Here is a 21,639-nt window from a genome sequence, read left to right as displayed (position 1 = left end):
GTGGCAGGCCACACCTGTGAGCTGAGGGCAGCACGGGCCTGTTCTGCCTGCCCGGTTTGATCCTGCCCTCAGCCACAGCGATGAGCAAGCGTGCGGCAGAATGATAGGAAACAGATGGCCGCCTGGTGGTACGCGAGAGGCAGCGATCAGCCCTCAGTTGCGTGAACTGAGCAGATAAATGGCCTCAGTGCGGCTACGAGCATGTAGCTTCTCAAAAATATTCTGAATGTGCTTATGTACTGTTGATTCTGCTATATTGAGTTCCTGGGCGATTTCTCGGTTCTTGCGACCTTTGCGGATCAGATCAAGAACCTCGATTTCGCGCTCCGTGAGCGGGCGCGAGAGGTTCGGCAGGTTCAGCGCCGAACCATGAAGGCGCTGCTGGACCTTATAATAGAAAGCGCGACTGGTCGCGCCCTGGGAGAAATCGGCGGGAGGAACCTCGCGGATCTTACCGCTGAGAGTCAGTGTGCGCAGGTGAGCTAACACGCGCGTTGCCAGGGGGCCGGGGATCGAGATTTCGTTGCGCGCGGCGGAGCGGATGGCAGCTACCAGTGTCTCTGGCTCGATATCCTTGGTTAGATAGCCGATGGCCCCACGCTGGATGGCCAGCAGCGCCAGCTGTTCCTGTTGCGAAGCTGTCAAAATGACCACGCGCGTCTCCGGCGAGCAGGCGAGCACACGCTCCGTTGCCTCGAAACCATCACATTCTGGCATGTCCAGGTCCATCAATGCAACATCCGGGTGCGTTTCCCCGGCCTGGGCCTCAGCCTCCCGGCCATTACAGGCCTCGGCCACGACCTCGATATCGCCGGCTCGCTCCAGAATCTCACGCACGACACGTCGAATCAAGGTATGATCATCTGCCAGTAGGACTCTAATCATCGTCTAACCCTTTCTGCCTCCTGTACAGTCTTAAGTCCTATCAGTATATAAGCAAATATGCACGTGTGCCAGATAGGAAAGCACACATAAGCGAATATGTGTACACATTACACTGTACTGTGGCCTCCAAGAAGCAGGGGCTAAAAGCGCGGTTAGAGGGGAGGTTGTAGGAAGGTAGGGGGGGCCGGGGTAGGGTGAGCCGGGAAATCTTGCTTGCGTCCATCTGCAACCTATGCTATACTTGCAAGTTAGCAGGAGCGAGGGTTCCTGCGGGTTAAGGCAAGTGTAGCGTTGTATTATTCATCAAGTACACACGCTCTCTAATCGGCGTTTCCCTGGTGCCCCGATACCCTCGGTACCTCGAACCCTGAACAGCCCTGGCACCAGCGTGGCGAGGGGAGGGGCGCGAGCGAACCAGCAGGCCAGCCAGCCAGGAAGCTGTGCAGCGCAAGGAGCGAGCAAGGGGAACCCTATCGCCGATCGGAGGAGAGCGGAGGAAAAAAGGGAGGATCTGTTTTTTGGCCAACATTATCTCGATGAAGCAGCTGCTGGAAGCTGGCGTTCATTTTGGGCACCAGACGCGGCGCTGGAACCCCAAAATGAAGCCCTTCATCTTCATGGAGCGCAATGGCATCCATATCATTGACCTTCAGCAAACTGTGGCGCGTCTCAACGAGGCCTACAAGTTTGTGAAGGAACTGGCTGCCAGCGGTGAGACTCTGTTGTTCGTCGGGACGAAAAAGCAGGCTCAGGAGGCGGTGGCGGAGGAGGCCAGGCGCTGTGGAATGTTCTATGTCAACCAGCGCTGGTTGGGTGGTATGCTCACCAATTTCCAGACCATTCAAGGGCGTATCCGCTATCTCCGCGAGTTGGAGGCGCGACGCGATCGGGGTGAATTCGAGCGTCTGCCCAAGAAAGAGGCTCAGCGTCTGCAGGATGATTTGGTGCGCCTGGAGCGTATTCTGGGAGGCATCAAGGAAATGCGGCGCCTGCCTGGAGCGGTCTTCATCATTGATACGCGCAAAGAGCATACCGCTGTGCTGGAGGCTCGCCGCCTGGAGATCCCCATTGTGGCCCTGGCCGATACAAACTGCGATCCCGACGAGATCGACTATCCGATCCCGGCTAACGATGATGCTATTCGCGCTGTCCGCCTGCTCTGCTCAAAGATCGCTGATGCGGTGATTGAAGGACGCCGCGAGCTGGAGGCGCAGCAGAAGGATAGCGAGGTGCCTGCCGAGGGCGCGGCGGCTTCAGGTGAAGAGGGGGTTGTCCCGCCGGAGGCGGTGGAGGCGTCAGCCTCTGTTGCTGGCTCGTCTCAGCGTGAGCGTGAGGCGACGTCCTCTACTGGTGGAGAGGCCGAGAGTTCATCGAACGCCTCTGAGCCTGAGCTGGTGGCCAAAGAATCCTAGAGCCATCTCGCTCCCCTACGAGTTTGTCCCATCCTGCCGCTTGTCGTTCGTTGTGATCTGGTTGCACTGCTGTGCTGCTCACCCTGCTTTCGCCTACCAGCTGATCGCCAGCTGGAGAGGCGTGGCTATCTGCACTTGTGCCTGAAAGAAAAGCCTGGGCTGGTGCCCGCTTTTGGTCTAGGCTCTACGAGAAAAAGCGCGAGAGCCTGGGCGGTACAAAGAACTGCGATATTGGTTGGACCAGTGCAGCTGCCCTGGCCGGTCCAGCGCTGGGGGCTGGGTGAAACGAAGCGATGTTCCGGGCAGCAGGCGCTTCCCAACAGCGAAGAGGGCAAGTGGCAAGGCAGGTAGCCCGGCGAGCTGGATTCATCTTAACAAACCTGTTCTTCTCTTCTCTCTGTTATCCCGCGTGCTCCAGGTCTAACGGGACCGGCACGGATGGCTTGCGGCCTGCGCCAGATATCAGCTGTCGGCTGCGCCCTCTGCTGCCAAGAGACTTGGTTGGGATATGGACCTGGTGACCACACGTGTGCCAGACCCGAAAGACAGCAAGGTTTCTCGCCTCCGGGGGCTGGCCGTGGTGGATGCCAGGTCCTCTCTATGCCGTCTGGCCTGGTCGAGATTGGGCCGGTGGCTGCATGCTCACACTGAGGGGTCTTGGAGGGGAGGAGGCTGATGACCGGTGAGCCGCACAAAGCCCAGAATCCTACTGTACCGCAGCTGTCAAGCACTCGAAACCGTCTACGAGTGGCCGAGAGTCATTGTCAGTCAGGCTGAAACCTGAGTATGCTATCAGAGTACGCTGAAGGAGAAATGCCCTTATGAACTATGCTGCTGCCGATGTGAAGAGGTTGCGTGAGGAGACCGGGGCGACCTTTGCCGATTGCAAGAGCGCGCTGGAGGAGGCGCAGTCGTGGGAGGAGGCCATCAAGATCCTCAATGCGAAGGCCAGCCGCAAGGCGGAGAAGATGATTGCTGCTGGGCGCGAGACCAAGCAGGGAGGCGTCTTCTCCTATGTCCACCACAACAACAGTGTGGGGGTCCTGCTGGAGCTGAACTGCAGCACCGACTTCGTGGCGCGCAGTGAGAGCTTTCGCCAATTGGCCAATGAGTTGGCTCTACAGATTGCTGGCACCAATCCGAAGTATGTGAATTACGAGGATGTACCTGCCGAGGTAATCGAGCAGGCTCGTCAGCAACTGCTTGAGGACCCCTCGATGGCTCGTGTGCCGGAGCACAAGCGCGAGGAGGTCATTCAGGGCAAGCTCAAGAAGCTCTTTGGCGAGCAGGTGCTGATGATGCAGCCCTGGATTCGTGATGAGAGCCAGGTGGTGGGCGACCTGGTGCGCAAGGTTATTGCGGAAACCGGGGAGAACATCGTGATTCGTCGCTTCTGTCGCTTTGCCTTGGGCGAATAGGGTAGGAAAGGAAGCGGCACTTCCTGGCCAGTCTTGTGGCGTGCTATGCTATGTGTGGAATTGGAGGTGAGCGAGATGCGCTCCGGTCAGCCGTCCAGGTGGCCGCCGAGGCATCCGCTCCCACTCCGGCCTTGCCCACCGGGGGCCGGCCTCTCTTTTTCCCCTCTCTGCCTGCTCTGGCCGGTGGCTGAAAGCGTCACGTGCCAGTGTTGGACGGTCGGGGCCGGGGGCTGTCCCCCACCAGAAGCGCATGGGAGTAGAAGAGAAGATGGCTGAATCTCAGATGGCTGCGTCCTTGCGATATCGGCGTATCCTGCTCAAGCTGGGCGGCGAAGCGCTAGGTCCCCGCCATACCTCGGAGGCCGGCGAGCCGCGCATTGGAATCGATCCGGTCGCGGTCCGCCGGATCGCGGCTGAGGTCAAGCGCGTCCACGATCTGGGGGTCGAGGTCGCGATGGTCATCGGTGGCGGCAATATTTGGCGTGGGGCAGATGCCGCTGCCGCAGGCATGGATCGTGCGACTGCCGACTATGTTGGCATGCTGGCCACGGTAATGAACTCTCTGGCCATGCAGGATGCTATGGAGAAGCTCGGCCTGGTCACCCGCGTGCAAACAGCGATAGAGATGCCTCCGGTGGCGGAGCCCTTTATCCGTCGCCGCGCTGTGCGCCATCTCGAAAAAGGGCGCGTGGTCATTCTGGCGGCGGGAAGCGGCAATCCGTTCTTCACGACCGACACGGCGGCGGCCTTGCGCGCCATTGAGCTGAATGCCCAGGTGCTGCTGAAGGCCACAAAGGTGGATGGCGTCTACGATGACGATCCCATGCGCAATGCGAACGCTCGTAAGTTCGAGGAGTTAAGCTATATGCGCGCTCTCAATATGGGCCTCAAGGTGATGGATAGTACTGCGATCTCGCTGTGCAAGGATAATCGCTTGCCGATCGTGGTCTTCAACCTCGATCAGCCTGGTGCGTTGGAGGCGATTATGCGTGGCGAGAAACGTGGAACACTCGTTCATGACCTTGAGGAGAGCGTTATTGGTGAGCGCGCCTGAACACAGGTTGGCTGCCAGCCGCAGGCCCAGGTCTCTTGCTTCCTGGCCGCCGACTGGCTCGCTGGCCCGTGATTCTATCCTGGTCTGTCGCTGGCTCTGCGTGCGTATCCAAGGTACCTTACGATGGGAGCATTGCTATGGTAGATGATATTTTCGGAGATGCCGAACGCCGGATGCAGAAAGCTGTGGAGGCGCTCCGCCATGACTTGGGGAGCATCCGTACTGGTCGCGCCAGTTCTGCCCTCGTGGAGCGGATTCAAGTCGATTACTATGGCGTCCCCACGCCGATTAACCAGCTCGCTTCGATCTCTGCGCCAGAACCGCGCTTGCTGGTGATCCAGCCCTGGGACCGCAGGCTGCTCCCTGATATTGAGCGGGCTATTCAGAAGTCCGATCTGGGGATCAATCCCAGTAGTGATGGCCAGGTGATCCGCCTGGCGATCCCCCCTCTCAATGAGGAGCGGCGCCGTGAGATGGTAAAACTCCTTCATAAGAAGTTGGATGAGCATAAGGTGGCGGTGCGCAATATCCGTCGCGATGTCCAGGACAAGTTGCGCGACCGCGAGAAGAAGAAGGAGATCTCCGAAGATGAGCTGAAGCGCGGTCAGGATCGTCTGCAGAAGCTGACCGACCGCTACATCGAGGAGATGGATAAGATCGGCAAGCTCAAGGAACACGAGATTTTGGAGGTCTGACGTTGACCAGGATACGTGATCTTTTTCCCTCTTCCGTAGGGAAAAAGAGTGAGCAGTCGCAACCAGCGGTAGAGGTGCGCTCTCGGGAGCAAACTCAGGAGCAGAAGCAGGGACAGAAGCAGGAGCAGAGCTGTCCGCTGCGTCACCTGGCCATCATCATGGATGGCAATGGACGCTGGGCCGCTCAGCGCCATTTGCCTCGCTTGGCCGGCCATAAGGCCGGCGTGGCTGCGCTCCGCCGCGTGGTGGAGGCCGCCGTCGATGAGCATATCGAGTATTTGAGCGTCTATGCTTTCTCGACCGAGAACTGGGGCCGCCCGAGGGAAGAAGTCGAGGGCCTCATGCGCCTTTTCTGGGAAACCATCCGCTCTGACCTGGAGAAGTTGCATCGTGACGGAGTGCGGCTGCGCCATCTTGGTCGCTTGCAAGATCTCCCCCCTGCGATTCAGCGCGCCGTCCAGGAGTCGGTGGAGCTGACGCGCTATAATAATCGTATCCACCTCAGTGTGTGCTTTAACTACGGCGGTCGCGCCGAGCTGGTCGATGCCGTGCGGCGTATTATCGCCGCTGGCTTGCCGCCCGAGGCGATCACCGAGGAGGTGATTAGCTCCTATCTTTATACTCACGATTTACCCGATCCCGATCTCGTCGTCCGCACTGCTGGCGAGATGCGCGTCAGTAATTTTTTGATCTGGCAGTCAGCCTATAGCGAGTACTATTCCACACCAACACTCTGGCCCGATTTCGGGCGCGAAGATCTACGCGCGGCCCTGGAGAGCTATCGCCAGCGCCAGCGGCGTTTTGGGCGGCTGACCGCTTCTCCCAGTGGCCGCTAAGCAGGTGGAAGCATCGCGTGGAGCGCGCAACTGAGAAACAGGTACAATCAGGGAAGAGAGCTGCTGACAGCGGCGGGCAGTGGACGGGCACTCTGGCTCTGCGAGTGCTGACCGCTGTTGTGGCCATTCCTATTGTCTTGCTTGTGGTCTGGCTGGGGGGGTGGGTGGCTTTTGCGGCGGCGCTCTTTGTGCTGGCCTGGGGCAGCTACGAGTTGCATCAGATGATGGCGCACTCAGGTAGCCGCCCCTTGCTCTGGGTGAGCTTCGGGCTGGGGACGCTCTTGCTGATCTCTGCCATGTTCCCCCAGTGGCGCCTGCTCTTGCTGGAGATCAGCCTGGGCGCCGCTTTGCTGGTGGCCTTCCCGCTCCTCTTTTGGCGAGAGCGCCTTGACGGTTCGCTCGTCGATTGGGCGCTGACGGTCGTCTTTGCTCTCTATCTCGGCTGGCCGCTTAGCCTCTTGTTGTTGTTGCGTGGCTCTCAGTTCGGCTGGCCTCCCCCTCGTGGTCTCTGGTGGCTGCTCTTGCTCTTTGCCGCCGTCTGGACCTTCGATTCCGCGGCCTTTTTCACCGGCCATTTCCTGGGGCGCCATAAGCTGGCTCCTCAGATTAGCCCTGGCAAGACCTGGGAGGGGGTCTTCGGCGGCCTGCTCTGTACAGTGATCCTTTGCCTATGGCTGGCCGGCTCGCTGCTGCAGGTCCCCTGGTACCTGGCTCTAATCCTCGGCCTGGCTCTCTCGCTGGCTGCTACCCTGGGCGATCTGGCTGAGTCGTTGATGAAGCGCCAGGCGCAGGTGAAGGATAGCGGTCAGCTGATGCCTGGCCACGGCGGCTTGCTCGATCGCATCGATAGCCTGCTCTTCGCCGCCGTTGTTCTCTACTTTTTCTCTCAGCTGGCCCTGGCGCTCCCGCACTAATCAGCTGGCCGGCTCACTTCCTGGCAGATCCAGGTAATGGCTAAGGGAGGATAGTCACTGATAGACGAGGCTGGTCGCAGTCGATTAGACGGACTGGCCTGAAGTGCCATGCACCGTCTTGCTTAAGATGGAATTCTGACGAGAGTGTAGAATAAGAGCAGGAACGTCTCCTGCTGCATGCGCTCTGCCGTGCTACAATATTCCCTGGGCAGAGCCAGCAAGGAAACGGCAATACAGCAATGGAATCGAATGAGGAGAAAGAAGCTGGCCAGCCGGCTGCAGGCCGGATGACTGCGATGCAGACCTTTCCCAGGCGCATCGCCCTGCTAGGAAGCACCGGCTCAATTGGACGACAGACGCTGGACGTGGTGCGCTGCTTCCCTGAGTACTTCGAGGTCGTGGCCCTGGCCGCCCATAGTAATCTATCCCTGCTGGCCCAGCAGGTTGAGGAATTTGCACCGACTCTTGTAGCCTGCTTCGCGGAGACACCGGCCATTCGGGAGGAGGCGCAACGCTCGCTTGTTGAGGCCCGTGGCCGTGAGCGGCGACCTGCGCCCCGCCTCGCTTTCGGTCTCGCTGGCTTGCTGGAGGCGGCTACCCTGCCGCAGGTGGATCTGGTGGTTGTGGCTACGTCTGGCCTGGTGGCCTTGGAACCGGTGATGGCGGCAATCCAAGCTGGTAAGACCATCGCTCTGGCCAATAAGGAGACGCTGGTTATGGCCGGCCATCTGGTGATGGAGGCGGCGCGGCGGGCCGGAGTGGCTATTCTGCCGATCGACAGTGAGCATAGTGCGCTATGGCAGTGCCTGCGAGGTGAAGACGGAACCGAGGTGCGCCGCCTGATCTTGACGGCTTCAGGCGGGCCTTTCCGGCGCACTCCTCTCACAGAGCTGTCCTCGGTGACGGTTGCTCAGGCGCTGGCTCACCCAACCTGGCGCATGGGGCCGAAGATCACCGTGGATTCGGCGACCTTGATGAATAAGGGACTGGAGGTCATTGAGGCTCACTGGCTCTTCTCCGTCCCTTACGAGCGTATCGAGGTGGTAATCCAGCCTGAGAGTATTATCCATTCTATGGTTGAGTTCGTTGACGGCTCGATCAAAATGCAGGCGAGCCTTCCGAGTATGCATCTGCCCATCCTCGATGCGCTAAGCTATCCGCTGCGTCTGGAGGCTGGGACGCGCGGGCTGATCCGACCCCTGGACTGGGCGCAGGTGGCGCAGCTACATTTTGAGACCCTCGATGTGGTACGCTTCCCTTGCTATCGCCTGGCTCGTGAGGCCGCTGAGCACGGTGGTACCTACCCTTGCGCTCTGGTGGGGGCCGATGAGGAGGCGGTCGCGCTCTTCCTGGCGGGACAGATTGGCCTCTTGGATATCGCTCGCCTGATTGAGGCAGTGCTGGAGCGCCATACGACGATGGCTCAGGCGCAGCCGGATATTCCAGCCATCCTCCAGACGCGCGATTGGGCACGGCAGACAGCGCGAGAGTTGGCTGCCTCGCTAGGGGTTGTGCGCCAGGCCACAGGTTAGTCTTTGCTTGCAAAGCTGTCTGAGGGAAGTGGGAATGAATTATTGGTACTTGTTAGCTGCGATACCGGTCTTTGGTCTACTAGTCTTTGTCCATGAGCTGGGTCACTTTTTGACTGCCAAGTGGGCGGGGATTCGGGTCGAGGAGTTTGGCCTCGGCCTGCCTCCACGCATTGTGGGCATTCGTCGCCGCCCTGGCGGGGGATGGGAGCTAATCTGGTTTAACGGGGGCACTCAGCCTGGCCAGCCAGCTGCTACTCAGACTGCCGACGATCTCTGGACTCCAGGCGCTCCCGGTTCTGGCACCACAGCCGGTGAGCGCGAAGGCAGCTCTATGGCTGTGGCTCCTCCTTCCTCGACGATCTACTCACTCAACCTGCTTCCCATCGGTGGCTTTGTGCGGATGCCTGGCGAGAACGGGGAGATGTATGATGAGTACGGACGCTATGACCCGCAGAGCTTCGCCTCAAAGTCCGCTGGTAAGCGTCTCATTGTGCTGGTGGCCGGGGTGGCGATGAATTTCTTGTTGGCGATCCTCCTCTTCTCGATCGCTTACAGCGTCGGGGAGCCGGTGATCCCGCCGGTCATTGCCAAAGTAGCGCCGGGTTCGCCGGCGGCTGCGGTGGGCTTGCGCCCAGGCGATACTTTCCTCTCTGTCAATGGTCAGCCGGTTCAGCAGTTCTCTGATGTGCAGAATATCGTCCAGCAGGCCATCGCTCAGGCCCACGGTCAGGCTACGGTACCGGTGCACGTTGTCATCAGACATGCTGGTGATTCGCAGCCAGTGGCGCTGACCATCAATGTGCGGGTCAACCCTCCCCCGGGTCAGGGTCCGATGGGGATCGAACGCGGCAATGAGGTTCGCTATGTGACCTACCCGCTCTGGCAGGCTCCACTCAAGGGCATCGCGCAGACCTTCTCTGTGACTGGCCAGTTTATCTCCAGTATCGTCCAGATGGTGACGGGGGCGGTGAAGCCGGAGATTGCTGGACCGGTGGGTATTGTGCAGATGACTGGCGAGGTGGCCCAGACCGTCCCTACCATCGGCTGGTGGCCCATTTTGACCCTGACCGGTATCCTGAGCTTGAATCTGGCCATTATCAATATCTTGCCGTTCCCGGCTCTCGATGGGGGGCGGGTGCTCTTGATCTTCATTGAACTGCTGCGCGGTGGCAAACGCTTGCGCCCTGAGCGCGAGGGCCTGATTAATCTGGTGGGCATGGCCATTCTCTTGATGTTGATCGTGGTCGTCACGATCAGCGATGTCGTGAATTGGGGCGCCCGCTGAATGCCTGTAGAGTGCTGGTATGATGGGTAGCTTGCTCTCTAGTCGACCTGTCTGCTCTCCTGCTCGCTAGCGGCCCTCGATTGCTCTGACCGGTCGAGTAGCGGGCGGGTAGAGCCTCGCCGCAGTCGTTTGTCAAGGTAGGCTCCTGCTCAGCAGTGCCTTGCCACAGCGGGTGCTGCTGTTATGATAGATGTATCGGATTTATGGAGTGCTTATGCGAAGAAAGACGCGACAGATTCATGTCGGAGATGTACCTATCGGTGGTGATGCACCCATTGCGGTGCAATCAATGTGCACCACCTACACCCGCGATGTCGAGAGCACCGTGGCCCAGATCTTGCGTCTTGAAGAAGTAGGCTGCGAGCTGGTGCGCGTGGCCGTGCCGGAGATGGAAGATGCTCTCGTCCTGGGGGAGATCAAGAAGCGTATCCATATTCCGCTGATCGCCGATATTCATTATAATCATCAGCTGGCCCTGGAGGCAATTCGCCAGGGCGTCGACTGCGTGCGCATTAATCCTGGTAACTTGATTCATGGGCGTAAGGCTCTGGAGGAGATTGTCAAGGCTTGTAAGGAGCGCGGTATAGCGATGCGCATCGGGGTCAATTCCGGCTCGCTCGATGCTCTGGACAAGCAGGCCCAAATGCAGCGCATCCAGATTCGCCGCCGCTCCGATGGAGTAGTGGAACGCAGTGATCCGGCTGAGGAGCGCCGACGCGAGCGTGAGCAGCTGGCCGAGCGCATGGTGAATAAGGCTCTGGAGTACATTGGCTGGTGTGAGGAGCTGGATTTCCACGAAATCAAGGTCTCCCTGAAGTCCTCTGCGCCGTTGACGGCTATTGAAGCCTATCGGCGTTTCTCACAACGCTCCGACTATCCGCTTCATTTAGGGATCACCGAAGCCGGGACTTTGGTGCCAGGAGCGGTAAAGTCGGCGGTTGGTCTGGGTATCTTGCTGGCCGAGGGGATTGGCGATACTATTCGTGTCAGTTTAAGCGCCGAGCCGGAGCAAGAGATCCCTGTGGCCTATGAAATCCTGCGCTCGCTGGAATTGCGCAATCGCGGTGTGACCTTTGTTTCATGCCCTTCTTGTGGGCGCGTCGAGATCGATGTTATCGAAGTTGCTAATGAAGTGGAGCGCCGGCTGGCCAAAGTGCAGACCCCTATTCATGTAGCGGTGATGGGTTGTGTGGTGAATGGGCCAGGTGAGGCGCGAGATGCCGACGTTGGCCTGGCGGGCGGACGTGGCAAAGGGGTCATTTTCCGCAAGGGGCAGGTGGTACGCACGGTACCTGAAGAGGAGTTCCTCGATGCAGTCTTAAAAGAGGTGGCCTCGCTCCTTCCAGAACATGAGGCGCGTCTGGTCTATCCCGAGGGAGGGATTAAGGAAAGTGCCGGACGTCATCGCACACGCGATGAGGGCATCACAGAAATCCCTGTGCTGAGGAAGTAGCGAGAAATGCGCTGAACTAAAAAGAGAGCAGCCCTCATGGCGTCCTCTGCGTGCAACCTCGTTCCTGTGAGACAGGAGCACAGCCAGCAAGACAGGGCAGGATAGCCGGGTAGAGCTGTGCCCTCGTTGGAGGGTGCCAGGCTGCTCGACCGGCGCCCTCTGGCCAAACTGGCGAGAGGGAGAGGCGCGCGATCGGGGGAGCTGGTCGGGCTTGTCTTTCTGGAGTCCAAAAGGGGGAGAGAGTAACCTCCTCTGGGCCATAAGGCAAGGAGCTGAATTGCACGAGTTCCTTTTCTCTTCTTTTCTTTTTGACCTCACTGTTTTCTTCCCTTTTTCCCTGTCTCCTCAATAGAGGTCTCTTCCCTTTTCTGGAAAAGAAAAGAGGCGATCCTCTTTACACAGGATCGCCTCTCAGAGTGGGCAATACAGGACTCGAACCTGTGACCTCTGCCATGTCAAGGCAGCGCTCTAACCGGACTGAGCTAATTGCCCGAGCCTTGGATTGGATAGCTTTGCACTTCCTTCAGGACGCTCCTATCATAGCATTGCTCCCCCACCCTGTCAAGCCCTTTTTTGGCTGGGGAGCGAAAAGGGCAGAGCGCAGGCTTGTTGTCTTCTGCTCGCTTGCTAGGTATCTGCCGGATGGCCGAGACGGGCCTGGCTGTCCAGGAAAAAGGTACAATAGAACTGGAAAGTGACGGAGGCGGTGCCAGCTCCTGGCGAGTGCTGTGGTGTGAAGGCAGAAAGGAACCGACAAGACAAGCAGGCCACCTTGCGCGCATGAACTCACAATGGTATACTCTCCAGGAAATCGCAGAATGGCAGAAAGACCGCGAGCGTGCTTTCAGGCAAATTGGCCAGCCGTGGCTGCATACAGGTCTTATTTTAGGGAGGAAGAGACCAGATGCATCCTTTGGCCTTCCTGCGGAGGCTACTGCAAAGCGATGACAGGCATGTGTCCACTGGGCCTATCAAGCGACGCCATTTCCTCACTGCTTTCCTCGTTGCGGTGCTCTGCTTGCTGTTCTCGCAACCACTCTCATTGATGAGCCTGCTCCAGGCTAATGCCCAGGGCCTGGGGTATACCGCTCCAACGCTCGATCCTGACTGTGACCAGCTCAGCTTCAGCGCTGATGGCAATCCCTTTGCGCTTTGCCCTGGTCCCTTTCCTCGGGGCGGAAACTGTGTCTGGTGGGCCTGGGAGCAGTGGCACTGGCTGCATTACGATCTCCCCCTCAATTGGGGAAATGCGGCGGACTGGATCAGTGACGCGCAGAAGGCTGGCCTGGCGGTGGGGACGCAACCCCGCGTCGGAGCTATTGCTGTCTTCCCCGTTGCTGATGGCGTCTGGGCCTACAGCCCCGCTGGTCACGTAGCTTTTGTCACCTGGGTCAGTCCCGACGGCGATACGTTCAATGTGACCTATCAGAACTACGGTGACCCTACCCCCGTGCACCTCGGCCTTGGTTACCGGGTCTCGATCATCAATCAGCCACGCTATCAGCGCGGTCAGCTCCGCTTCATCTATTTCCCGGGCCAGATAGACCCGCAACTCTTCGCTCGTTTACCAGGTGTTGACAGCGAAGCCCTGGCGCAGGTGATAGCGGCTAATCAGCAGCAGCAGCGTGATCCGGCTACGCTGACCACGGCGCGCCTGGCTCTTGGTCTGCCACCAACCTCCTCGGATCAGGAGTTTGATGCCGATTTCACTGGCAGCGGTCAGAGCGCTCTCCTGCTTTATAACCGCCAACAAGGTACGCTGAAGGTACTGCAACTGCTGGACGCCGACCAGCTCAGCAGGCGCCCCGGGGGACGTCTCTGGCCCTATCCCGACGCGCCAACGACTTCCTCTGGCACGATCGCCGGCGCGCGGCTGGTGACGCTGGCCGATCGCCAGGTGGGGCCACATGGTTGGGGCTCGGACCTCGATATTCGGATCGGCGATTTCGCGGGCCTCGGTCATGCTCAGATATTGCTCTACAGCCGCTCTTCAGGGAAGATACAGATCTTGAGCCTTGGCCCTGATCTACAAATCAGCCAGCATATTACGCTCGATGGTTGGGGACCTGGTTGGGAAGTGTACACCGGTCGCTTCGATGGCCAGACGACGGGTTTGCTGCTCTACAATCGCTTTGTCAACACGCCGATCCCGACTATTCCGACGCCGAGCTTGACGCCCACTCCTTTCCCAACCGTAACCAGCGAGTCAGGCGTCTCGCCTGTGCCCAGCCTGGTGCCGACGAAGACACCTACACCTTCGCCCATTCCAAAACCCACGCCGCGGCCAACAGCGACCGCTGCGGCGAGTCCGACGCCGACACCGAGGCCAACAGCGACCGCTACGGTGGGTCCGACGCCGACGGCCACGCCACGGCCAACAGCGACCGCTACGGCGAGTCCGACGCCGACACCGAGGCCGACACCGACGCCGACGGCCACGCCACGGCCAACAGCGACCCCTACCGTCACCCCTGTGACCAGCCCTACAGTCACGCCGACGGCCACACCGGGCTCAACGCCTTCAGCCACGGCGGGAGCTATCACCAGCACTCTGGCTGCTGGCGAAGCAGGACCCCTGGCCGTGCCGAATGGCCTGGCTCTGAGCTTGACCCCCAGCGATGGCGGAGGCAATGACCTCGGCGGCAGCCAAAGCAATCAGTCCCAGCTGATGCCGAATGTACTATTGGTTGACTTCACGAGCAAATTTGGCATCAATCATCTCCAGCGCTACCTACTCTCACAGGACTCGTGGGAGATCTATGTCGGGAGCTTCGTGAGCACCCGGCAGGACGGCCTCTTTCTCTACGATCGTCTGAATGGCCAGGGGCGTCTGATCAGTTTTGATGCCCGCTTGCAGGTTGTCCATAACCAAGCCGTGACCGATCTCGATGGCAACTGGCAAGTCTACAGTGGTGATTTTTGCGGCACTGGCCAGGCCCAGCTCTTGCTCTATGATCCCATTGCTGGCGAGGCGCAGCTCTTGATCCTGAAGCCCAATCTACAGGTGCAGGGGCGTCAGAGCTACAGCCAGTGGGAAAGCGGGGCGATTCTCTACACGGGTCACTTTGGCGGTGCTGCGGAGGGTATTATGCTCTATAGCCCTCTGCAGGCTCAGAGCACCTTCATCGCCTTTGGTCATGATGGGCAAATTACCCACCAATATACTGTGGCAAGCTGGGATCAGCGCTGGCAGGTTCTGATCGGCTCTTTCACCAATCATACGTCCTGTAGTGCCGAAGCGACCTGCCTGCCTGGGGATGACATTCTGGTGCTCAATCGCCAGACGGGGCGTCTTGAACAGTACGCCTTCCATTTCCAGTCAACCTTCAGGCTCTACGATAACCGCGTCCAGGCTTTCCTGCGCGAAGGTCTGGCCCAGGAGCAGGATAACTATCTCAAGATAGTCGATACCTCGACCTTCAGCCTGCTGGCTGTCCTGGATACGCCGGTGCACAGCGAAGAGCTTTACTGATCAAGCAAATAAAAGGAGTATCAGAGGAGGGAGGAAGGAGCCGCGGCAGCTGCTGAGCTGGCTGCCAGGCTCATGGTAGAATAATGCGCATGCGTAACGTCTTCTTGATAGGGCTGTCCGGGAGTGGCAAGACGACCGTAGGCCGTCTGCTGGCGGAGCGCCTGGGAAGGCCCTTCCTTGACACCGATCTGCTGGTAGAGCAACGCTGTGGCAAGCGTATTGCCACCATCTTTGCTGAGGAGGGTGAGAGCGCTTTCCGGGCTCGTGAGAAGCTGGCCTTGCAAGAAGCGGCTGCCAGCGCCGGAGCCATTGTGGCCACGGGCGGGGGGATTGTCCTGGATGCTGACAATCGCCGGCTTATGGCCGAGCGGGGAGTAAGGATCTTTCTGAGTGTCGAGCCGGAGACTGCCCTTGAACGCCTGCGTCAGCAAGAGGCAGTAGCGCGGCGGGAAGGCCTCTCTCCCGAAGTGCGTCCGCTGCTGGCTGGTGATGATCCGCTGGCGGCTCTGCGTCGTTTGCAGGCCGAGCGTCGGGCACTCTATGAAGAGGCGGAGGCCACCTGCTCAACCGATGGCAAAAGCAGCGAGCAGGTCGCACGTGCTGTCCTGGCGGCCCTCATCGCCCTGGGAGTGCTGGAAGGAGGGGAGCCACTGGAGCGTCAGATTCGCGCTGGGGAGGGCTATGCGGCGATCGTCGATTGGGGTGGACTGGGGCGCTTACCGGCGTATCTGGCGCGTCTGGAGCTGCCGCGGCGCGTCTTTCTCCTCAGCGACCAACATGTCTATGATCTCTACGGGCCGCCTTTGCTCCGCACGCTGCAGCGAGCTGGCTGGAGCGCGAGTAGCTACGTCCTTCCTGCGGGCGAAGCCAGTAAGTCGCTGCAACAGCTGAGCGCCATCTACGACTGGCTCGTCGAGCAGCGGGCAGAGCGCCGTGAGGCCCTGCTGGCCCTCGGCGGCGGCGTCGTCGGCGATCTGGTTGGCTTTGCCGCCGCTACTTATCTCCGCGGCGTGCCCCTGGTACAGCTGCCGACCTCGTTACTGGCCCAGGTTGATGCGGCCATTGGAGGAAAAACAGGAATCAATCATCCGCGGGGCAAAAACCTCATTGGCGCCTTCTATCAGCCCCGTCTGGTCTTGGCTGATCCGGCAACACTGCTGACGCTGCCAGAGCGCGAGCGTACTGAGGGCTGGGCAGAGGTTGTCAAGTATGGTATGATACTCGACGCAGAACTCTTTACTTTGCTAGAAACCCATGCGGCGGCGCTGCGCGACTTCTCTTTGCCCCCGGCTTCTCTGTTGGCGCAGATCATCGCGCGTTGTATTGCCCTCAAGGCCGCAGTAATTGAGGAGGATGAACGCGAGCAGGGGCGGAGGGCGATCCTCAACTATGGGCATACGCTAGGCCATGCCCTGGAAAATGTAACCGGCTATGGCGAGTGGCTGCATGGGGAAGCGGTAGCGCTGGGCATGGTGGCCGCGGCTGAACTGGCTTACCAGGCCGGCTTCCTGGCGCGTGAGGAGGCTGAGCGCCAGCGAGCGCTGCTAGCGGCTTTGGGACTGCCCACTGCCTATCATGGGAAGCCGCAGAGCGAGGCTTTGCTGGCCGCCATCCGGCTTGATAAAAAGGTGGCTCAGAAGCAAGTACGCTGGATCATGCCGCGCCGGATCGGCGAGGTCTTCCAGACAACGTTACCAGATGAGCTGGTCAGCAAGGTTGTGTACTCCCTCTTTGGAGGCGAGAGCATCACCCGCTCCAGCGCCGGGGCAAGGCAGGAAGAAGCATGACGCGCACGATCCTGGTGGTCAATGGACCGAACTTGAATCGTCTGGGCAAACGGGAGCCGGCTATTTATGGCACGGTCACCTTGCCCTGGATTATCGAGCGCTTGCGCCACCTCGCCGCTGAACACGGGGTCACGCTGCTCGATTTCCAGTCGAATCACGAGGGGGCGCTCATCGATTTTCTCCAAGAACAGGGAGAGCAGGCCGCCGGAGTGATCATTAACCCAGGGGCCTTGACTCACTACTCGCTGGCCCTGCGCGATGCGCTGGCCGCCCTCGCGGTTCCGATTATCGAGGTCCATCTGAGCAATATTTATGCGCGGGAGCCTTTCCGTCACCAGTCAGTGACGGCAGCGGTCTGCCGCGGCCAGATCACTGGTCTGGGCTGGCGTGGCTACGAGCTGGCCCTGCGCGCCTTGCTCGATATCCTTACTGAGGAAGATTCTCGCGCAAAAGAGGAGCGTACATGAAAGAGGAGAGCATCGCCACCGTTCGCGCGTGGCTGCGCGAGCAGGGACTCGATGCCTGTTTGATCACGCAGCCGTACAATCGTGTGTATCTGAGCGGCTGGCTAGAGAGCGACCCCGAGGCGGCCTGGTTGCTCATCTCTCAAGAGCTGTGTCTGCTGCTTACCTCCACGCTCTACCGTGAGGTAGCGGAGAAAGAGGCAGCGGGCTGTCAAGTGCTGGTGCCGGAGCGGCGCGACTTTGCCCAGGCGGTAGCGGCTCAGGCCCGTCAGCATGGTTGGCAGCGCCTAGGTTTCGAGGCCTCGGCCCTCAGCTATAGCTACTATGCCAGTCTCTCTCGTGGCGGCGAGGGCCACTACACCTTGCAGCCACTGGAGAGCACGATCGTTGACCGTCTACGCCAGGTTAAATCGGCCCAGGAGCTGGAACGGCTGCGCAAGGCCGCGGCGATTACTGACGAGACCTTTATCCATCTACGCCGCTGGCTGCGCCCTGGACTCTCCGAGAGGGAGGTGCAATGGGAGATTATTCGAACCATGATCGCTCTTGGGGCGGATGGACCGGCCTTCGAGCCGATCGTGGCGGCTGGCCCTAATGGCTCGATGCCCCATGCTCGTGCCAGCGGGCGCCCCATTGAGGCAGGCGAGCTGATCACGATCGACATGGGGGCGTGCTACCAGGGCTATTGTGCCGATATGACGCGCACTGTCTGTCTCGGGGAACCGCGCGAGGAGCGTATGCGCACCCTCTATGAGGCCGTGCTAGAGGCCATGCGCACCTGTGAGCAGGGCCTGCGGGCGGGCCTCTCTGGACGTCAGGCCGACAGCCTGGCACGAGATGTATTGGAGCGTCACGGCCTGGCTGAGTATTATATCCACAGTACCGGCCATGGTGTTGGCCTGGAGGTGCACGAGGAGCCGCTGTTATCTCAGCGGGCACCCGAGGATAGCCACTTGCCCGCTGGGGCGGTGGTGACCGTAGAGCCGGGGGTCTATATCCCAGGCTGGAGTGGCTTGCGCATTGAGGATAGTGTGCTGGTGTTGGAAGATGGGGCGGAGGTGCTGACGCGCTCACCGCTCGATCTGATCATTCCGCAATAGGGAGTGTGTGGCGATGATTTCGACTGGCGACCTGAAAAAGGGCCTTTCTATAGAGCTGGATGGCCAGCTCTATACCATTCTCGACTGGCAGCATATTAAACTTGGCCGCGGTGGGGCCACGGTTCGCCTGAAGCTGCGCAATTTGCGTACGGGCGCTATCGTCGAGCGAACCTTTGATGCCGGCGAGAAGTTTAGGCGCGTCTTCCTGGACCGGGTGCATGTGATGTACCAATACCGGGATGGCGATCAGTACCATTTTATGGATACGACTACCTACGAGGATATTGTCCTGACCGAGGATCAGCTCGGCGATGCCCGGCTCTATCTGACCGATAATATGGAGCTGGATATCATTATGTATGAAGGCCAGCCGATCTCGGTGGAGCTGCCGGAAAAGGTGGTGCTTCGGGTGACCTATACGGAGCCGGGCGTCAAGGGCGATACGGCGACGGGTGGTTCGAAGCCAGCCACCACGGAGACAGGTCTGGTGGTGCAGGTGCCGCTCTTTGTCAACATCGGCGACCTGATCCGCATCAATACCACCACTGGTGAGTACGTTGAACGCGCGTAGCCTGCCAGCGCAGAGGAGGACCAGAACAATGGAAACCAAGGGATCGCGCCGGGGAGGCAGCCGCGCTGCTCTGGAGAACGGTTCTTCTGGCGCTGAGGAGCTGACAGTTGAACAGATCAAGCGCCTGGTGCAGTTGCTCGACAGGAGCGATGTGAGCGAGCTGGAGCTGCGCGCTCCGGCTGCGGGCCTGCGCCTGGCGCTGCGCAAGGCGCGCCTCAGTGGCGCCGATGGTCTGGCAGCGGCAGAACTCGTTGATGAAGAAGAGGCGGCGACCGAGGAACCGCCAGCGACCGCCGTCGAAACCCGACACACGGTTGTCTCTCCCTGGGTTGGTATCTTTCATCGCTGGGCCAGGCCCAAGGAGCAGCGCCCTGCGGTCCAGGTCGGTGATCAGGTCAAGGTGGGCCAGCTGGTGGCCACCGTCGAGGCACTCAATGTCATCAATGAGGTCGAATCGCCAGTAGTGGGCCGCGTCGTTGAGATTCTGGTGGAAGAAGGCCAGCCGGTCGAGTACGGGCAGCCGCTGATGGTGATCGATAGCGCCGGCGAGGCTTAGCCGAGGAGCGGGAGGGCGCTGATGCTGGCGACACTCAACGAGCCGCCGTTGACGGTCTCCGAGGCGGTTCATTACCTCAAGAAATTGCTGGAGCAGGATGAGCTGCTGCGCAGTCTCTGGGTGCAGGGAGAAATCTCTGATTATAAGGTTCATCTGGCTTCCGGCCATTGTTATTTCACCTTGAAAGACGAGACAGCCCAGCTGTTATGCGTCTTTTTCAAGCATGCTCGCCTGCGGGCCGGCTTGCCTGAGCTGCGCAACGGCATGGCGGTGCTGGCCGCCGGCTATGTCTCGTTCTATGAGCAACATGGTCGGCTGCAACTCTATGTCGAGTATGTCGAGCCTCTAGGCGAGGGCGCCCTCTATCGCCGCTTTGAGCAACTGAAAGAGCGGCTGGCTGCGGAGGGCCTCTTTGCCGAGGCGCGTAAGCGTCCGCTCCCTTCAGCGCCAGCGGTAATCGGGGTCGTGACCTCACTGCAGGCGGCAGCCCTCCGCGACATGCTACGCGTACTCCGCACACGCTACCCACTGGCGGAAGTGCTGATTGCCCCCGCCCTGGTGCAGGGAGAGGAGGCTCCAGCCTCTATTGCCGCCGCTCTTGATCTGTTAAATGAGCATGGAGAAGCAGAGGTGATTATCGTGGCGCGCGGCGGCGGCTCGCGTGAAGAGCTATGGGCTTTCAACGACGAGCTGGTGGCGCGCGCCATCGCTCGCTCGCGCATTCCAGTCATCAGTGGCGTCGGCCATGAGACCGACGTTACCATTGCTGACCTGGTGGCCGACTATCGGGCTTCAACGCCAACCGCCGCCGCAACCATCGCTGTACCCGATGTGGCTCGCTGGCGCCAGGACTTGCTTGAGTGGCAGCGGCGCTTGCAGGAGTGTATCTTGTCGTACCTGGCCGAGCAGCGTGAGCGCTTACTGCTCGCCGAGCGCGACCTCCGACGCGCTAGCCCTCGTGGTCAATTGGATCAGCAACGCCAGCAGCTGGATGATCTGAGCGAGCGCTTGCTCGTCAGTATGCAGACGCTCCTCACTCTGCAGCGCGAACGTCTCCGCGGAATCGCACGTCATCTGGAAACGCTCTCTCCGCTGGAGACGCTCGCTCGGGGCTACGCCATTGTGCGACGCGCCGAAGACCAGGCGCTGGTTACCACTGTCGAGCAGGTCCACCCTGGCGATCGCTTGCTGCTCCAGCTCGCGAACGGTTCCGTGACCGTTCAGGTGCTCCCCTAAGCGAGTCACCCCTGCCGCGCGACCTTGCTTGAGGTGATCTGCGTTCCCTTGCTGCTCTCTCTGGCTCTCAGCTCCCTCAAGGTCAATGGCCTGTAAGCTGTGGCGAAAGCTTCGCTGCTGTTCACTTTACTGGTAACAAGGCTGGTCCCGTCTTCCTGGTTGGCTTTACTCGGAAAACTGGCAGAATGGTGCGCACTATGGAAGAGTTGTCTTTTGAAGAGGCATTTCAACAGCTAGAGGAGACAGTGCTCACCCTACAAAATGGACAACTTCCTCTAGAAAAAGCGATTGAGCATTTCGAACGTGGTATGCGTCTGGTGCACTACTGCAACGATCTCTTACAGCGGGCGGAGCTGCGCGTTAGGCAGCTGACAGTTGACGGCCAGGGGATGCCGGTGGCGCAGCCGCTGGAGCTGAGCCAGCTCGCGGACGAGATCGAGTAGGAAGCAGGGCGCGCATAGTTGCAGGTGTCGATGGCATCGTTGCTAGAGAATCGTGCCTTGTTGGCAGCCTTGCTGGCCTGGGCCTTGGCCCAGGTGAGCAAGACCCTTATCGAGGTTGTCACCCAGCGGCGACTGAACCTGCGCCGGCTGGTCTCGGCAGGAGGAATGCCCAGCGCCCACTCAGCTCTTGTCATGGGACTGGCCACGGCGGTAGGCCGTCTGGCGGGCCTCTCCTCGACCAGTTTTGCCATCAGTATCGTGCTGGCGGGCGTGGTCATGTACGATGCGGCGGGCGTAAGGCGAGCTGTTAGCATTCAGGCCCGGATGTTGAACCAGATGCTGGAGGAAGCCTTTAAGGGCCACCCTATTGGGGAGCAGCGTCTGCGTGAGCTGATTGGCCATACCCCGGTGCAGGTCCTGGTTGGGGGACTGCTGGGCATTGCGATCGGCTTGCTCATGACGGCCTGAGCATGCTCGCGGGCCTCCGACAGCAGCTGCTCTTCCTCGGCGAGGAACGAGTAGCAAG

The 21,639-nt window shown here is 60.0% G+C and carries 19 protein-coding genes and 1 tRNA gene; 18 read left to right on the top strand and 2 right to left on the bottom strand.

All coding sequences use genetic code 11. The features are described 5' to 3' along the window. Window positions 1–153: 153 nt before the first annotated feature. Window positions 154–885 carry a response regulator gene (locus A4R35_RS06320; RefSeq protein WP_112427600.1) on the bottom strand — a complete coding sequence of 244 codons (732 nt, stop codon included), beginning with the start codon at window positions 883–885 and terminating at the stop codon, window positions 154–156. Between the two features lie 536 nt (window positions 886–1,421). Between A4R35_RS06320 and rpsB the strand changes: the two genes are divergently transcribed. The 9 genes from rpsB (at window position 1,422) to ispG (ending at window position 11,484) form a co-directional block, all read left to right on the top strand. Further along, window positions 1,422–2,297: a 30S ribosomal protein S2 gene (gene rpsB / locus A4R35_RS06315; protein WP_112434047.1), complete on the top strand. Its 876-nt coding sequence runs from the start codon at window positions 1,422–1,424 to the stop codon at window positions 2,295–2,297. A gap of 821 nt (window positions 2,298–3,118) precedes the next feature. Beyond that, on the top strand, window positions 3,119–3,715 hold the full coding sequence (gene tsf / locus A4R35_RS06310; protein WP_112427598.1) for an elongation factor Ts: 597 nt from the start codon (window positions 3,119–3,121) through the stop codon (window positions 3,713–3,715). Between the two features lie 268 nt (window positions 3,716–3,983). Further along, window positions 3,984–4,769, top strand: a complete 786-nt coding sequence (gene pyrH / locus A4R35_RS06305) for a UMP kinase (RefSeq protein WP_223258226.1) — start codon at window positions 3,984–3,986, stop codon at window positions 4,767–4,769. A gap of 137 nt (window positions 4,770–4,906) precedes the next feature. After that, a complete protein-coding gene (gene frr / locus A4R35_RS06300; protein WP_052888610.1) occupies window positions 4,907–5,464 on the top strand; it encodes a ribosome recycling factor in 558 nt (185 codons plus the stop codon). Window positions 5,465–5,601: 137 nt separating this feature from the next. Then, window positions 5,602–6,300 carry a polyprenyl diphosphate synthase gene (gene uppS, locus A4R35_RS06295; RefSeq protein ID WP_371875056.1) on the top strand — a complete coding sequence of 233 codons (699 nt, stop codon included), beginning with the start codon at window positions 5,602–5,604 and terminating at the stop codon, window positions 6,298–6,300. Window positions 6,301–6,317: 17 nt separating this feature from the next. Next, a complete protein-coding gene (locus A4R35_RS06290) occupies window positions 6,318–7,214 on the top strand; it encodes a phosphatidate cytidylyltransferase (RefSeq protein WP_189361395.1) in 897 nt (298 codons plus the stop codon). 296 nt (window positions 7,215–7,510) lie between these two features. Continuing rightward, complete coding sequence (gene dxr / locus A4R35_RS06285; RefSeq protein WP_112434043.1) at window positions 7,511–8,746, top strand: 1-deoxy-D-xylulose-5-phosphate reductoisomerase; 1,236 nt, start codon at window positions 7,511–7,513, stop codon at window positions 8,744–8,746. Window positions 8,747–8,780: 34 nt separating this feature from the next. Beyond that, window positions 8,781–10,031: a M50 family metallopeptidase gene (locus A4R35_RS06280; protein WP_112427592.1), complete on the top strand. Its 1,251-nt coding sequence runs from the start codon at window positions 8,781–8,783 to the stop codon at window positions 10,029–10,031. A gap of 214 nt (window positions 10,032–10,245) precedes the next feature. Then, window positions 10,246–11,484 (top strand): flavodoxin-dependent (E)-4-hydroxy-3-methylbut-2-enyl-diphosphate synthase, encoded by a 1,239-nt coding sequence (gene ispG, locus A4R35_RS06275; RefSeq protein WP_112427590.1) that lies wholly within the window; start codon window positions 10,246–10,248, stop codon window positions 11,482–11,484. Between the two features lie 417 nt (window positions 11,485–11,901). On the opposite strand, the gene A4R35_RS06270 is transcribed toward ispG, so the two are convergent. Then, window positions 11,902–11,976 (bottom strand) — tRNA-Val (locus tag A4R35_RS06270). Between the two features lie 463 nt (window positions 11,977–12,439). Here A4R35_RS06270 and A4R35_RS24960 point away from each other — a divergent pair. The 9 genes from A4R35_RS24960 (at window position 12,440) to A4R35_RS06225 (ending at window position 21,581) form a co-directional block, all read left to right on the top strand. Then, complete coding sequence (locus A4R35_RS24960) at window positions 12,440–14,956, top strand: CHAP domain-containing protein (protein WP_189361393.1); 2,517 nt, start codon at window positions 12,440–12,442, stop codon at window positions 14,954–14,956. Window positions 14,957–15,045: 89 nt separating this feature from the next. Next, entirely contained in the window at window positions 15,046–16,743 is a 1,698-nt protein-coding gene (gene aroB / locus A4R35_RS06260; RefSeq protein ID WP_189361390.1) for a 3-dehydroquinate synthase, read from the top strand. Then, window positions 16,740–17,210 carry a type II 3-dehydroquinate dehydratase gene (gene aroQ, locus A4R35_RS06255; RefSeq protein WP_112427583.1) on the top strand — a complete coding sequence of 157 codons (471 nt, stop codon included), beginning with the start codon at window positions 16,740–16,742 and terminating at the stop codon, window positions 17,208–17,210. Before aroB ends, aroQ begins: the two co-directional genes overlap by 4 nt. Further along, window positions 17,207–18,307 (top strand): M24 family metallopeptidase, encoded by a 1,101-nt coding sequence (locus A4R35_RS06250; protein ID WP_112427581.1) that lies wholly within the window; start codon window positions 17,207–17,209, stop codon window positions 18,305–18,307. Before aroQ ends, A4R35_RS06250 begins: the two co-directional genes overlap by 4 nt. A 13-nt stretch (window positions 18,308–18,320) precedes the next feature. Next, the gene (gene efp, locus A4R35_RS06245) at window positions 18,321–18,878 is read left to right on the top strand and encodes an elongation factor P (RefSeq protein WP_112427579.1); all 558 of its coding nucleotides are present in this window, start codon (window positions 18,321–18,323) and stop codon (window positions 18,876–18,878) included. 28 nt (window positions 18,879–18,906) lie between these two features. Then, entirely contained in the window at window positions 18,907–19,434 is a 528-nt protein-coding gene (locus A4R35_RS06240) for an acetyl-CoA carboxylase biotin carboxyl carrier protein (protein ID WP_112427577.1), read from the top strand. 21 nt (window positions 19,435–19,455) lie between these two features. Next, window positions 19,456–20,670: an exodeoxyribonuclease VII large subunit gene (gene xseA, locus A4R35_RS06235; protein ID WP_112427575.1), complete on the top strand. Its 1,215-nt coding sequence runs from the start codon at window positions 19,456–19,458 to the stop codon at window positions 20,668–20,670. 197 nt (window positions 20,671–20,867) lie between these two features. Continuing rightward, the gene (gene xseB / locus A4R35_RS06230; protein ID WP_112427573.1) at window positions 20,868–21,113 is read left to right on the top strand and encodes an exodeoxyribonuclease VII small subunit; all 246 of its coding nucleotides are present in this window, start codon (window positions 20,868–20,870) and stop codon (window positions 21,111–21,113) included. Between the two features lie 30 nt (window positions 21,114–21,143). After that, the gene (locus A4R35_RS06225; protein ID WP_052888622.1) at window positions 21,144–21,581 is read left to right on the top strand and encodes a divergent PAP2 family protein; all 438 of its coding nucleotides are present in this window, start codon (window positions 21,144–21,146) and stop codon (window positions 21,579–21,581) included. Window positions 21,582–21,639: the final 58 nt, after the last annotated feature.

The sequence above is a fragment of the Thermogemmatispora tikiterensis genome (assembly GCF_003268475.1).
Classification (GTDB): domain Bacteria; phylum Chloroflexota; class Ktedonobacteria; order Ktedonobacterales; family Ktedonobacteraceae; genus Thermogemmatispora; species Thermogemmatispora tikiterensis.
The sequence above is the reverse complement of the archived record's forward strand: the minus strand, read 5'-3'. Positions and strand labels throughout refer to the sequence as shown.

What these genes read in the sequence shown, in the direction of transcription:
- A4R35_RS06320 (WP_112427600.1), bottom strand. Translation starts at nt 885, where the DNA reads ATGATTAGAGTCCTACTGGCAGATGATCATACCTTGATTCGACGTGTC.
- rpsB (WP_112434047.1), top strand. Translation starts at nt 1,422, where the DNA reads ATGAAGCAGCTGCTGGAAGCTGGCGTTCATTTTGGGCACCAGACGCGG.
- tsf (WP_112427598.1), top strand. Translation starts at nt 3,119, where the DNA reads ATGAACTATGCTGCTGCCGATGTGAAGAGGTTGCGTGAGGAGACCGGG.
- pyrH (WP_223258226.1), top strand. Translation starts at nt 3,984, where the DNA reads ATGGCTGAATCTCAGATGGCTGCGTCCTTGCGATATCGGCGTATCCTG.
- frr (WP_052888610.1), top strand. Translation starts at nt 4,907, where the DNA reads ATGGTAGATGATATTTTCGGAGATGCCGAACGCCGGATGCAGAAAGCT.
- dxr (WP_112434043.1), top strand. Translation starts at nt 7,511, where the DNA reads ATGCAGACCTTTCCCAGGCGCATCGCCCTGCTAGGAAGCACCGGCTCA.
- A4R35_RS06280 (WP_112427592.1), top strand. Translation starts at nt 8,781, where the DNA reads ATGAATTATTGGTACTTGTTAGCTGCGATACCGGTCTTTGGTCTACTA.
- ispG (WP_112427590.1), top strand. Translation starts at nt 10,246, where the DNA reads ATGCGAAGAAAGACGCGACAGATTCATGTCGGAGATGTACCTATCGGT.
- aroB (WP_189361390.1), top strand. Translation starts at nt 15,046, where the DNA reads ATGCGTAACGTCTTCTTGATAGGGCTGTCCGGGAGTGGCAAGACGACC.
- aroQ (WP_112427583.1), top strand. Translation starts at nt 16,740, where the DNA reads ATGACGCGCACGATCCTGGTGGTCAATGGACCGAACTTGAATCGTCTG.
- A4R35_RS06250 (WP_112427581.1), top strand. Translation starts at nt 17,207, where the DNA reads ATGAAAGAGGAGAGCATCGCCACCGTTCGCGCGTGGCTGCGCGAGCAG.
- efp (WP_112427579.1), top strand. Translation starts at nt 18,321, where the DNA reads ATGATTTCGACTGGCGACCTGAAAAAGGGCCTTTCTATAGAGCTGGAT.
- A4R35_RS06240 (WP_112427577.1), top strand. Translation starts at nt 18,907, where the DNA reads ATGGAAACCAAGGGATCGCGCCGGGGAGGCAGCCGCGCTGCTCTGGAG.
- xseA (WP_112427575.1), top strand. Translation starts at nt 19,456, where the DNA reads ATGCTGGCGACACTCAACGAGCCGCCGTTGACGGTCTCCGAGGCGGTT.
- xseB (WP_112427573.1), top strand. Translation starts at nt 20,868, where the DNA reads ATGGAAGAGTTGTCTTTTGAAGAGGCATTTCAACAGCTAGAGGAGACA.
- A4R35_RS06225 (WP_052888622.1), top strand. Translation starts at nt 21,144, where the DNA reads ATGGCATCGTTGCTAGAGAATCGTGCCTTGTTGGCAGCCTTGCTGGCC.